This is a genomic window from Mycoavidus cysteinexigens, assembly GCF_003966915.1.
Lineage (GTDB): Bacteria > Pseudomonadota > Gammaproteobacteria > Burkholderiales > Burkholderiaceae > Mycoavidus > Mycoavidus cysteinexigens.
Genome location: NZ_AP018150.1, coordinates 2121159 through 2133110, shown reverse-complemented (window position 1 = coordinate 2133110; position 11952 = coordinate 2121159). Strand labels below are relative to the sequence as shown.

Annotated in this window: 11 protein-coding genes; 5 read left to right on the top strand and 6 right to left on the bottom strand. The window is 49.2% G+C overall.

The genetic code is table 11. The features are described from left to right. The first annotated feature begins 33 nt into the window (after positions 1-33). Both waaC and waaA read left to right on the top strand, forming a co-directional pair. On the top strand, positions 34-1065 hold the full coding sequence (gene waaC / locus MCB1EB_RS09105; RefSeq protein ID WP_045364981.1) for a lipopolysaccharide heptosyltransferase I: 1032 nt from the start codon (positions 34-36) through the stop codon (positions 1063-1065). Positions 1066-1168: 103 nt separating this feature from the next. Beyond that, complete coding sequence (waaA, locus tag MCB1EB_RS09100) at positions 1169-2509, top strand: lipid IV(A) 3-deoxy-D-manno-octulosonic acid transferase (protein WP_045364983.1); 1341 nt, start codon at positions 1169-1171, stop codon at positions 2507-2509. A 15-nt stretch (positions 2510-2524) separates the two neighbouring features. Here the strand turns inward: waaA and MCB1EB_RS09095 are convergent, their stop codons facing one another. Continuing rightward, positions 2525-3178 carry a protein-L-isoaspartate O-methyltransferase family protein gene (locus tag MCB1EB_RS09095; protein WP_026921303.1) on the bottom strand — a complete coding sequence of 218 codons (654 nt, stop codon included), beginning with the start codon at positions 3176-3178 and terminating at the stop codon, positions 2525-2527. A gap of 145 nt (positions 3179-3323) precedes the next feature. Between MCB1EB_RS09095 and MCB1EB_RS09090 the strand changes: the two genes are divergently transcribed. Next, the gene (locus MCB1EB_RS09090) at positions 3324-3914 is read left to right on the top strand and encodes a DUF1439 domain-containing protein (RefSeq protein ID WP_045366378.1); all 591 of its coding nucleotides are present in this window, start codon (positions 3324-3326) and stop codon (positions 3912-3914) included. 309 nt (positions 3915-4223) lie between these two features. Next, positions 4224-5060, top strand: a complete 837-nt coding sequence (locus tag MCB1EB_RS09085) for an undecaprenyl-diphosphate phosphatase (protein ID WP_045366381.1) — start codon at positions 4224-4226, stop codon at positions 5058-5060. A 42-nt stretch (positions 5061-5102) separates the two neighbouring features. Here MCB1EB_RS09085 and trmB read toward each other — a convergent pair whose 3' ends face one another. The 3 genes from trmB to MCB1EB_RS09070 are packed head-to-tail and all read right to left on the bottom strand — an operon-like array spanning position 5103 to position 7747. Then, positions 5103-5813, bottom strand: coding sequence for a tRNA (guanosine(46)-N7)-methyltransferase TrmB (gene trmB, locus MCB1EB_RS09080; RefSeq protein WP_045364985.1), 711 nt, complete (start codon positions 5811-5813; stop codon positions 5103-5105). Continuing rightward, a complete protein-coding gene (locus MCB1EB_RS09075; RefSeq protein WP_161566213.1) occupies positions 5810-6718 on the bottom strand; it encodes a lipase secretion chaperone in 909 nt (302 codons plus the stop codon). The genes trmB and MCB1EB_RS09075 overlap by 4 nt, the downstream gene beginning before the upstream one ends. Positions 6719-6739: 21 nt before the next feature. Further along, the gene (locus tag MCB1EB_RS09070; protein ID WP_045364991.1) at positions 6740-7747 is read right to left on the bottom strand and encodes an esterase/lipase family protein; all 1008 of its coding nucleotides are present in this window, start codon (positions 7745-7747) and stop codon (positions 6740-6742) included. Positions 7748-7956: 209 nt separating this feature from the next. On the opposite strand from MCB1EB_RS09070, the gene MCB1EB_RS09065 reads away from it, so the two are divergent. Next, on the top strand, positions 7957-9972 hold the full coding sequence (locus MCB1EB_RS09065) for a TonB-dependent copper receptor (protein ID WP_081953568.1): 2016 nt from the start codon (positions 7957-7959) through the stop codon (positions 9970-9972). 139 nt (positions 9973-10111) lie between these two features. Here the strand turns inward: MCB1EB_RS09065 and MCB1EB_RS09060 are convergent, their stop codons facing one another. After that, positions 10112-11149 carry a hypothetical protein gene (locus tag MCB1EB_RS09060; protein WP_045364997.1) on the bottom strand — a complete coding sequence of 346 codons (1038 nt, stop codon included), beginning with the start codon at positions 11147-11149 and terminating at the stop codon, positions 10112-10114. Between the two features lie 81 nt (positions 11150-11230). Next, the gene (locus MCB1EB_RS09055) at positions 11231-11932 is read right to left on the bottom strand and encodes an HAD family hydrolase (protein ID WP_045364999.1); all 702 of its coding nucleotides are present in this window, start codon (positions 11930-11932) and stop codon (positions 11231-11233) included. Between the last annotated feature and the right edge of the window lie 20 nt (positions 11933-11952).

The window sequence follows — 11952 nt, the reverse complement described above, 5'->3', positions numbered from 1 at the left end:
GTTTAGGTTTGAGTTGTAAGCCATTTGATTTAGATGCAGAAAATATTAATAGTGAAAGTATCGTCACTTGGCGATGTAGTGCATACGATGCCTGTGATCGCCGATATTCGGCGGCAGCATCCGACCGCGCAAATTGATTGGCTAGTTGAAGAGGGCTTTGCTGATCTTGTGCGTCTTGTGACTGGGGTACGCCACGTGATTCCATTTTCGCTGCGTCGTTGGCGTAAACGCTTATGGGCACCTGCAACCTGGGATGAAATGTGTCAATTGCGGCGGCGTTTAGCAAGCGAAGCTTATGATCTTGTAATTGACTGCCAAGGCCTCATCAAAACTGCTTGGGCCGCGCATTGGGCGCGGGCCGGAGGCGCTTGGGTAAGCGGGCTGGGTAATCGCACAGAGGGTTCTAGTTATGAATGGCCGGCGCGCTTTTTGTACGATCAGTGTGTTTCGATCGAGCCGCGCATTCATGTTGTTGAGCGTTCACGCCAGTTGGTTGCCGTTGCGCTTGGAGATCCTGTACCGTTAGCGACCGAGATTGATTTTGGTTTGGATCTGCACACGGCCATAGCGGCGTTTATAGAAACTGGCTTTAAGCTGCCGTCGCCCTACGTGGTTTTGGTGCATGCTACTTCGCGCGCAGATAAGCAGTGGCCGCAAGAACGATGGATCGAACTTGGGCAGCTACTGCTCCATGCCGGCATATCGTTAGTATTGCCTTGGGGGCAGGCGGCGGAACGTGCTGTCAGCACAAAGATTAGTGGGTGGCTCAATGCGCGTATGGCGTCAGTAAGCAGTACAAAAGCAGCCGCCTACGTGCCGCCAGCATTAACTTTGCCGGCAGTGACCGGCTTACTGGCTGGCGCAGCGGCTACAGTAGGCGTTGACACCGGGCTGGTGCATATTGCGGCGGCATTAAAGCGGCCCACGATTGAGCTGTACAATTTTGATACCGCTTGGCGCACGGGGGGCTATTGGGCGCCAAACATTGTTAATTTGGGGGGTGCTCAACACTCTCCGAAAATGGATGATGTACGGCGCGCGCTAGTTGATTTCGGTCTACTGTAATTCGCTTATGTGCAGCCATTTTTGTGTCTGTAATAACCTGCATATGATGGCGCGGCGGGCGATTTTGGCTTCCCTGACTAAGGCTTTCTGTTAAATCTCGTTGATGCTACGCCAAATTTATCGTGCTTTGTGGTGGTTGATCGCTCCGATTGCTGTGTTGCGACTTTTATGGCGTTCCCGCCGCGAGCGCAGTTATGCGCGGCATATTGGCGAACGTTTCGGCTTTGGTTATGCGTCTGATTTGCCAGAGAGTGATGCGCCTGTGCTATGGGTGCATGCAGTCTCGGTGGGCGAGACACGCGCAGCGCAGCCATTGATTGAAGCTTTGCTGGCAGCCTATCCAGAGGCGCGTGTATTAATTACTCATATGACTCCTGCTGGCCGCGCCATGGGCGAGACGCTTTTGGGCGCGCGCGTATTGCGTTGTTATTTGCCCTACGACATGCCATTTGCTGTGCGACGTTTTTTAGCGCGCTATCGGCCAGTACTTGGGGTGGTGATGGAAACAGAAGTGTGGCCAACGCTAATCGATGAGTGCCGCCGAGCTGGCGTTCCACTGGCATTAGTTAATGCCCGCATGTCTGAGCGTTCCTATCAGCGCGCCGCTAAATTTGGGCCGGCGGCCCATAAAATCTTTGGCGGCTTGGCGCGCATATTTGCGCAAAGCGAAGCGGATGCACAGCGACTTAGCGCGTTAGGCGCGCGCCAAGTTACGGTGCTAGGAAATCTGAAGTTTGATATGGCTGCGCCTGCTGCACTGGTTGCTCGCGGCCAAGCGTGGCGTTTAGGATTTGGCGCGCGCCCAGTATGGGTCGCGGCCAGCACGCGCGCGGGTGAGGAAGCGCTGGTACTTGACGCATTTAAACGTAGTGGGCTGGCGAATCAGGCTGTATTGATTTTAGTGCCGCGTCATCCACAACGTTTTAATGAGGTTGCTGCATTACTTGCACGCGAGGGTTGGCGCTTCGCTCGGCGCTCCGCCTTACATGCGCCGATCTCTGCGGTTGCTGCTGATGGTTTTTCAAAACCAGCAACCGATTACGCCCAGCAGCCACTGTTTGAGCCTAAGATGCAAGTATGGCTTGGCGATTCGATGGGTGAGCTAGGCGCGTATTACGCTGCGGCGGAGGTGGCTTTTATCGGTGGTAGTCTGTTGCCATTTGGCGGGCAGAATTTGATCGAAGCATGTGCGGCGGGGGCGCCAGTTTTAATTGGCGAATATACCTTTAATTTTGAGCAGGCCAGCGCGGATGCAATCGCGGCAGGCGCAGCGCTACGCGTAGCGGACTCAGCTGCACTTGGCGCAGCGTTGCGCACATTGCTTACAGATAGATCCCAGCGTACCACCATGAGTGCCGCGGCATTAGCGTTTGCTGCGCTTCACCGCGGCGCAACAAAGCGCACCGTGGAAGCGCTAAGGTTGCTGCTCAAAGACTTAAATTAAAATTTCTGCAGGACGTCAAAAACTAAAACGTGGCGCTTCGATTGCGTTGACTAAAGGGGTGACCCAAGTTTCGAATAAATCTTCGCTATGGTATTCCTTTTGACCCACGCAAGTAATCAGTTGCGCTTTCATCACTGGCGCAGCGCCAACAAAAGCGCACAGGCGGCCGCCTGGCTTAAGTTGCGTGAGTAATGCGGGCGATAAGACGGATAATCCGCCGGAAACCACAATAACATCGTAAGGCGCTTGCTGTGGCCAGCCGTGCACCCCATCGCCAGTTATAACGTTGACCTTTGAGATATTGTTTTTACGCAGATTTTCTTGCGCGAACGCGGCAAGTTCAGGATGGATTTCAACCGTCAGTACCTGCGCACTGTGATAAGAGAGAAGCGCCGCCATATAACCGCTGCCCGTACCGATTTCAAGGACTGACTCATGAGGTTTCAATTGAAGCGTTTGTAGAAGCCGTGCTTCAATTTTGGGCGGCAGCATATGCTGCCCGCAAGGTAGCGGGATTTCTAGATCGGCGAAGGCAATATTTTGGTAGGCGGGTGGCGCGAAGTTTTCGCGTTTAATGATTTCAAGCAAATTCAGCACATCCTGGTCGGACACCTGCCAGGGGCGAATCTGCTGTTGAATCATATTGTGGCGGGCCTGTTCGAGATTCATAATAAAAGTGGCTATTTAGCGTAGGCCGAAGAATGATAAAAATTAGGTAAATACAGTAGAAAAAGCTGCCAAAAGCTCAGCCCAAGTGGCGCACAAGCGGCCACTCAGTTTATGATAACGGGTATTGTATCAAACTGATGAAACGATGAGTCCTCCTTTCACTAACACTAAGCGCCGCCGCCAGATCTTATGGGGGGGCGCCGGATTTTTTGTGCTTGCGCTGTTGCTGGTTGCTTGTACAAAATCTCTCTTCCCATTTGTTTCTGGGCAGTATACTTTCTCGGTGCAGGAAATCCAGGCCGCGGTCGAGAAGAAATTCCCCTATGAGCAGCAGCTTATACAGATTTTTAAGCTCAACTTGACTCAGCCTAAAATCACTTTACAGCCCAAAGCAAACCGGCTCGCGATTGCGCTAGATGCGCACATTAGCAGCCCTTTTATGGCGCAGCCAGTAAAGGGTCAATTCACGCTCAGCAGCGAGCTTGCATATGATCGTGTGAGCCGCTCGGTAGTGCTTAAACACCCACAAGTCGACCACTTGCAACTGGATGGCATGGAGGATGAATACAGGCGGCAAGTCAATACCGCTGCTGCATTGTTAGCAACTCAATTATTGGATAACTATCCAATTTACACTTTTAAGCCTGATCAACTGTTATTTGCTAACGTGAATTATGAGCCCAGTACGATTACTGTTGTGTCGAGTGGTGTGCGGATCCAGCTTGTTGAGCGTTAAGCTCTAGCTTATAAGACGGTCTATTGGGCGCCCCAGTTTTCCCTGTGACGAAATTTAGCTCAATCTTTGCTGGCCCGCATGGAACGAATTTTTTTCTGCGATTGAGAGTCAAAAGGGGCAATTAAGTTGGTTGCTTAAGCGCTTGCCTCCTACCTGAAAACTCCAAGTGGTATTGATTGGGCGAACTGAGCGCGTATACCAATTTTGCCAAGTATGGCGGCTTAAATCGTGCTTAGTAAAGGATGGTTGGATCAGATAGCAGCATAACGGATACTCATTTACTCTAGCAAAAAGGAACGTAGTTTGAACATCGATTGGATACTTGCTTTTAAGGCGCTGTTACTTGGCATAGTCGAAGGATTGACCGAATTTCTACCGGTCTCAAGCACGGGTCACCTGATTGTGGTGGGAAGTCTGCTTAATTTTACTGGTGCGCAAGCCAAAGCATTTGATGTGGTGATTCAGTTTGGCGCGATTCTCGCCGTATGCTGGGAATTTCGCCGTAAGATTGGAGAGCTTGCGAGCGGTATCGTAAGCCGCCGCCCCAATGCGCGTCGTTTCATCTTAAACATTATTGTCGCGTGCATACCTGCGGTGATCTTCGGGCTGATGTTTGATAAACAGATTAAAGCGTTCTTGTTTACGCCGGTGTCAGTCGCGTTAGCGCTGGTTATTGGGGGGATCGTCATTCTGTGGGCGGAGTGGCGGCAATCTCATGGGGATAAGAGGCCACGCGTGCGTGCGCTAGATGAGCTAACCATAACAGATGCGCTCAAAGTAGGGCTCGCGCAATGTTTGGCTTTAATTCCGGGCACCTCCCGTTCGGGTTCAACGATTATTGGCGGCATGTTATTTGGGCTTGAGCGGCGCATTGCGACAGAATTTTCTTTTTTCTTAGCAATTCCCCTCTTGTTTGGCGCGACTGTCTATGAATTATATAAAATGCGCGCCATGCTTGAGACAATTGATATTGGCGCTTTTATTTTGGGTTTGATCGCTGCGTTTGCGAGTGCATTTATTTGTGTACGCTGGCTGTTGCGCTATATCACTACCCATGATTTTAAAGTTTTTGCCTGGTATCGGATTGGTTTTGGCTTATTGATTTTAATCACAGCCTATACCGGTGTGATCAAGTGGGCCGCATAACTACTTAGTCTCGACTAGGGAGCGGATGCTCCCCGGTTGAATTTAGTCTGCGCGGCGCTGAAACACCAAATCCCATACTCCATGTCCCAGCCGTAACCCACGTTTCTCAAACTTGGTGACTGGGCGATAAGCGGGGCGAGCTGCGTAGTCGCGCGCGGTATTTTCGAGTAAAGGTTGAGCGCTGAGTACATCAAGCATTTGCTCAGCATAATTTTGCCAGTCTGTGGCGCAATGCAAGTAAGCGCCGGCTTTCAGGCGAGAGGCAAGTAAGCTGACGAAAGGAGCTTGGATCAAGCGACGCTTATGGTGTCTTTTCTTATGCCATGGATCTGGAAAAAAGATATGAATGCCATCTAAGCTCGCAGGAGTAATCATGCGCTCAATGACTTCAACCGCATCGTGTTGGATGATGCGGAGATTTTCAAGCTGGTGTTCATCGATAAGTTTTAATAATGCGCCCACGCCGGGCTGATGGACCTCAATCCCTAAAAAATTGCTATCAGGCAAATGGGTCGCAATGTCAGCCGTTGCGGCGCCCATGCCAAAGCCAATCTCCAATATACAGGGTGCGTTTCTGCCGAAAGTCGCTTGCCAGTCAAGTGCTGCGGTGGCGGCGGAACAAGGCAACACAAAGCGTGGCGCAAGCGTGTCGAGTGCATACTGTTGTGCGTTGGAGATACGTCCAGCACGCGTCACAAAACTGCGCACGCGGCGCTGGGCTAAAGCTTCAGGGGTGGGGTTAGACTCTATCAATTTCGATTCTTGTAGATACGGTCAAAAGCCAGCGCGCGCGCCGCTTCTGCCTCGCTGCTAAAAAAACGACGGCGCAATTGTTGGATTTGCAATGCTTTTTCGTCGTTGGATAAACCGGCGGTGGTTTCAATTTGTGTCCGTTGGCCGGCATAATCTGCGTATTGCGCTTGCCAGGCTTCTTCTGCCTGGCGTGCTTGTTGTATGCGCTCGGTGGCTTCTGGGCTAAGTTCCACAGGTTGGCTTTTTTGTGGCGGGCCTAGGGCTAACAAGCGTTGCTTCTTTTCAGTTTCACTTAGGGTTGTATCAGCCCCAATTTTAAAGCGTTCTAGCGCGGTTTGGTTTTCTTTATTTTCTTGCGCAAACCAAACTTCAGCTACATCGCTTAGATACTGTTGCTGTAGCGCTTGCTCCTGATTAAGTGTTGTCAGCATTTCATCGACTGCGCCGGAGGCGGATGAATGGTTGGATTGCTGTCCGAGCGCCGCGCGATAAGTTTGATAGCGGCGCCATAAATCTAGCGCTTCTTGGATCGCGGCAGCAGAGGTGAGTTGGGCGGTAATTTGCTGAAGTGCAAAAGCATTCAGTTGTTCAGCGGGAAGTTCATTTTGCGCAATTAGCAGAAAATCAAAGAAATCGCGCACATCGCTGGTTTTTTGTAAATGTTGATGCGCATCCTCTTTCAAAAGCGTAGGTATGGTTGTCCCTTGTAAAGAGGCGGGCAGGTTAACACTGATGGAAGATGCTGCGTCACCAGCGAGCCATGACGTCGGCATAGAGGGCTGCATTGCAGGTAGGGTGAGCTGCGCTGCGGTTGGCGCAGGCGCTGCCATTATGCGCCAGCCGAAATATCCCACCACTGTTCCAATCACGGCTACGAGTACTCCCAGCCATATTGAATGCTTCATCATGGTTATTTTTTGAAGAACCTAGAGATTATTATTAACGAGTCGTATCAAGTGCGCGTAAATGACAGCTCGTGGATCAGGCGAACCTATTTGTAAACGACCGGCTACGCCATTCGCTTCGTTTAAGTGGTCCCATTTATACGCTCCCACTACTTTACCAAATAAGCTACTGCATACCGGCACTGCACCGTCATTCTCACCACCCTCTTTTAACTTGATCATCGTACCAGATACTGAGAAGACGAGATCGATAAAACTAGGCATTTTTAGGTTACTAAAGTCAAACGGCCGGTAGTAATAATTCCCTGTCCACGAATAAAGCTTTTGCACGTGGCCTGCGCGGACATCTTGCTCTTGGCCATACCCACACCTTTGCGAACTGAGTCCCGCGGTTGGAAAATCTCGCGTAAAAGCGGCGGCGCCTGCTGGTGTCATAAGTTTGAGCGGGTTTTCGACGTCTTGCTCATAATTGGCATCATTAAACCAACTCATCAGAGTTCCGACGAAATTGGCGACAGGCGCTGCCAGCTTAACTAAAAAGCGACCAATATCCATTTCGGCATATTCTAGCAGCTCGGTTCCTTTATGCGGCGAGCCGATAGTGGTGATGGAGGCAACTTGCGCTGGCATAATCGTTGCTACATAACGGGAATCAAAGCCGCCTTGGCTGTGTGCAATTAAATTAACCTTTGGCGCGCCGGTTACATCCAGGACGCGCTGTACTTGCGCGCGTAATTGTTCACCGCGCACTAACTCACTATTAAAAGCGGCAACATCCGCGACATAAACTTGTGCGCCATGGCGGGCTAGGTAAACTGGAATTTGATACCAATATTCCGATACGCCAAACCGAATCGCGGCGCCGGCTATGCCGTGAACTAAAATGATTGGGTACTGCGTGTGCGCTGTTTGATCCGTTGCGCTAACTGAAGGTTTAGAGGCAATGATGTCGTACTCGGCACAAGCTAATGAACTCACTAAAAGCGTGCTCGCTGCGATACAACGCCTGAATAAGCCATGCGTTCTCATAAAACTTCTCCCTATATATGGCTTTAAATATTGACTGCTTTAAATGCAAGATAGCTAGATGGTTAAAGGCTTTTGAGAGGCATGCGAAGCACCCGCTGAAAATCCGAAGTGGCTGATTTAGAGTAGGTTTTCGGAAGCTGCATTGAGGCTTGTTGGTTAAGGCAGTAACGAGGTGCTATGCTTCGCGTTTTTTATTTTTTTAGATTTGCATGAAGCGCGCTCATCGATATACATCCGGGTTGATTATGGCTTGTGCTACGACTTTGCCAGTTCAGGTCAGCGCCCAACCCGAAGAAGAAGTCCGCCATGGTTTAACGCATCAGCCAGTGGTGGTGACGGCAACGCGGCAAGCTACGCCGTTGAAGGTCATAACGAACCCTAAAGAATTTAACCAAACGCCAGTGAGTGATGGTGCGGACTACTTGAAAAAAATTCCTGGGTTTTCGGTGATCCGAAATGGCGGCGCGAATGGAGACCCTGTATTGCGCGGCATGTTTGGCTCGCGTTTAAATATCCTGACCGATGGCAGTACGTTATTGGGAGCATGCGGCAACAGAATGGACGCGCCGACTTCTTATATTTCGCCTGAAAACTATGATGAATTGACGGTCATTAAAGGGCCTCAAACCGTAACTGGAGGCCCAGGGGCCTCAGCCGGCACGATTCGTTTCGAACACCGCGCGCAAAGATTTGACACGGCGGGTATCCGCTTTGATGGAAGTGTGTTGGGCGGAGCGTGGGGCCGTAACGAGCAAAGAGCCGATTTAACCGTGGGTGCTGCAGAAGGGTATCTGCGGCTAATGGCGAACCAGGCGCATGCCGGCGACTACGCGGATGGGGCGGGTCAGACCGTGCCATCTGGCTGGGATAAATGGAATACGGATGTCGCGCTAGGATGGACGCCTGCGGCGCATACGCGCTTAGAATTAAGCGCTGGTACTGGCGATGGCGCCGCTCGATATGCTGGGCGGGGTATGGATGGCGCGCGTTTTAAGCGCAATAGTTTTGGTTTGCGTTTTGAGAAAAAACATTTAAGTGGCTTATTGGATACGCTAGAAGCACAGATTTATTACAATCACGCAGACCACGTAATGGATAACTACACATTGCGTCCGGTTCCGTCGCAGGGGCCAAAAGCGTCTGAAGTAGAGCGCCAGATTGTAGGGGCGCGTCTGGCAGCTACTTTACCGTGGGGCAATGACGTCAAACTGGTAAGTGGTTTGGATGCGCAGACTCATCAACGCCAAGGGCGTTTCGGTGCAGGATTTGGCGCTTACGAGAGCAAGCCATGGACGAAACAAGTCAGCCTTTCCCAAATGGGGTTTTTTAACGAATTGACCTGGTATATGACCGAGCACATGCGTGTAATTAGCGGTGCTCGCTTAGACTGGGTCCAGACCAAAGACCATCGGCCTTTTAGTCCTACTTCTAATCAGCAGCGTCATGCTGTTTTGCCTAGCGCGTTTATGCGCTATGAGCGTGATTTAAATCGTCTTCCTGCTATGTTGTATATAGGTATTGGTCATGTCGCGCGTTTTCCTGACTATTGGGAGCTTTTTTCGCCCGACTTAGGCCCGACGGGTTCGCTGAATGCGTTTGCTGGCATTCAGCCTGAAAAAACCACCCAGCTTGACTTGGGTGCACGCTACGTGACGGATCGATTGCAAGTATGGACGTCGGCTTATTTGGGGTATGTGAATAATTTTATTTTATTTAAAACGCTGAATGCAAAAACGGCAACGACGCAGGTCAATGGCCGCATTATGGGCGGCGAGTTGGGAGCGAGTTGGCAGTTAGCGAGTCATTGGAGCGTGGAAAATAGCCTGGCCTATGCTTGGGGTGAAAATACCCATGAGGGTAAGCCTTTACCTCAGATGCCACCGTTAGATACGCGTTTTGGGCTGCGTTATGATGATAGCCGCTTATCAGCTGGAGCAATTTGGCGGTTGGTTGCTGCGCAGCAGCGATACGCATTAGCTCAAGGTAATGTGGTTGGCAAGGATTTGGGCCGAAGTGCCGGCTTTGGTCTATTGTCGCTGAATGCGGGTTATCAAATCAATAAAATCGCGCACTTGGCAGTGGGTATAGATAACGTGTTGAATAAAAATTATGCTGAGCATTTAAATCGAGCAGGGAATGCAGGATTTGGCTACCCAACGGATAACTTGGTCCCAATTCATGAACCGGGGCGGATGGTGTGGGCGAGGCTTAGATTGAGGTTTTAGGCATAGCGATTGTTTAATTTAGAAAAATGGCAAAGTTCTGCTGTATGCAGGTTCTATTTTGCGTATTCTTGACCAGAGCGCTTAACCTAGTCGCTAGCGTAGATCTAAATTCAGTTGGCCGAACAGTAAGTAGATTGCATTACCAAGCTTGATAACGGTAGTCATAAGGATTGGTTGTTGCATCGTCTGATTGAGCTTTATTAGGTTGGTTCCGGATCTTGGCACTAGAGTTTACTTGAGTGCTCTGAGATGGAACGGTGGTGTCAGGTACTTGAGCGCTCTGATGTGGGGCAGCGGGGGCTGGTACAAAGGTTGCTATATCAAAGAGGGTCAGTTTTTTTTCTTCGCATGTCTCCATTAAAGTATGTATATTATTAATCATTTTCTCTAAATTGATAAGCTGATCTTCCCTTATGGGGATTAAATTGCAAGTATTAAGTGCCTTGTATTTATCTTTTAAATCTAAATGATTTAGACGTAAATTTTTATATATTTCTGCAATCTCATTAATTGGCTTTCCTTTTATTTGTTTTATTTTTGGATTAATTTCTTTAAGTGTATTTTTCCTATGAAATTTTTGTTCAGGCTCCTTGAGTAAACTGATTTTTTCCCCTGCGTTATCATAAGCATTAATATTAAGATCATTAAGCTTTTTGAGATAAATTTCTTCGATTTCAAAAGGTAATTTTTCTATCTGAGATGATAAATCACTACGTATTCTTTCTAATTTTTCGTCAATAACTTTAAGGTCTTCTTCGTCATACTCTGCACTTTCTGAGGGATTGCATAAAATTTGTACTCTCCGATCAATTAAAGAAGATTCTTCTTGTTTTAGTTTGAAGAAATTATTATATAGATTGAAAATAAGTTGTTCAGGTTTATTTGCTTCGAGTAAAGCGGTGGGCCCTTGGATTAAAGAGGCATCCTTTCCTGATAAAGAGACATGAGAATTGTGAAGTATTTGAGGGGGCAGGACTTGTTGATAGTCTACTTGTGTTGGGAATAAGCGTTGCCTTACTGGATAATTATTGTGTTTTGAGGGGGTGGGATTAGAAATTGACGGATTTTGGGATGCAGTCGAAATATCAGCTGCTTCCAATTGCTGTTCATTAGTGGCTTGATTGCCATTCATCTGAGCAGATATTGTTGCATACATACTTGCCAAATATTTTAACATTTTTGCTTTCCTAAACTATAGAAGCAAAAATGTAATATGCACCCCATTTATTCTAATGGCTAATTTGCGAAATTAAGTGAGTTAAACCGAAGTTTTATTCCTAAACAATAAATTCCGCAATTCCGCAGGAGAGTCAACGATATAATTGGCCTGCCATTTTTCAGGTGACAATTGCCCACCATAGCCATACGCTGCGGCAATGGTTTTCATCCCGGCTGCTTGGCCAGCCTGTATATCGCGTAAATCATCGCCGATATAGACAATCTGCGTCGGTATAAGCTGAAGTTGTTGGGCCGCGTATAAAAGCGGCGCTGGGTGCGGCTTAGCATGAGCTGTAGTGTCTCCACTGACCACACAGCTTGCGTGATTAAGGCCGAGCCGTTCTACTAACGGTTGCGTCAATCGGTCGATTTTATTCGTTACAATGCCCCAGCGCACCTGATGGGCGGAGAGTTCGGCGAGCAAGGCGGCAATGCCTGGAAAAAGCACGGTTGCACTGTCAAGGTCAGCCGCATAGTTAATTAAAAATTCTTCAACCATCGTTGGAAGGTCAGCGTGGGTTGCATCAACCCCGAATGCGCCTTTGAGCAGTCCGCGTGCACCGGCAGAAGCAAACGGCCGTAACTGCTCAAGCGGTAGCATTGCCATACCGCGTGCCTGGCGCATTTTATTGGCTGCCGCTGCAAGGTTAGGGGCAGTATCAGCAAGTGTGCCATCCAGATCGAACAGAATTGCCCGTTCGGCACTCGGTGAGATAAATGAGATATTGGTGTGACTGGACATAGAAACAGCCGGATTAAATT

What these genes read in the sequence shown, in the direction of transcription:
- waaC (WP_045364981.1), top strand. Translation starts at nt 34, where the DNA reads ATGCAGAAAATATTAATAGTGAAAGTATCGTCACTTGGCGATGTAGTG.
- waaA (WP_045364983.1), top strand. Translation starts at nt 1,169, where the DNA reads ATGCTACGCCAAATTTATCGTGCTTTGTGGTGGTTGATCGCTCCGATT.
- MCB1EB_RS09095 (WP_026921303.1), bottom strand. Translation starts at nt 3,178, where the DNA reads ATGAATCTCGAACAGGCCCGCCACAATATGATTCAACAGCAGATTCGC.
- MCB1EB_RS09090 (WP_045366378.1), top strand. Translation starts at nt 3,324, where the DNA reads ATGAGTCCTCCTTTCACTAACACTAAGCGCCGCCGCCAGATCTTATGG.
- MCB1EB_RS09075 (WP_161566213.1), bottom strand. Translation starts at nt 6,718, where the DNA reads ATGAAGCATTCAATATGGCTGGGAGTACTCGTAGCCGTGATTGGAACA.
- MCB1EB_RS09070 (WP_045364991.1), bottom strand. Translation starts at nt 7,747, where the DNA reads ATGAGAACGCATGGCTTATTCAGGCGTTGTATCGCAGCGAGCACGCTT.
- MCB1EB_RS09065 (WP_081953568.1), top strand. Translation starts at nt 7,957, where the DNA reads ATGAAGCGCGCTCATCGATATACATCCGGGTTGATTATGGCTTGTGCT.
- MCB1EB_RS09060 (WP_045364997.1), bottom strand. Translation starts at nt 11,149, where the DNA reads ATGTTAAAATATTTGGCAAGTATGTATGCAACAATATCTGCTCAGATG.
- MCB1EB_RS09055 (WP_045364999.1), bottom strand. Translation starts at nt 11,932, where the DNA reads ATGTCCAGTCACACCAATATCTCATTTATCTCACCGAGTGCCGAACGG.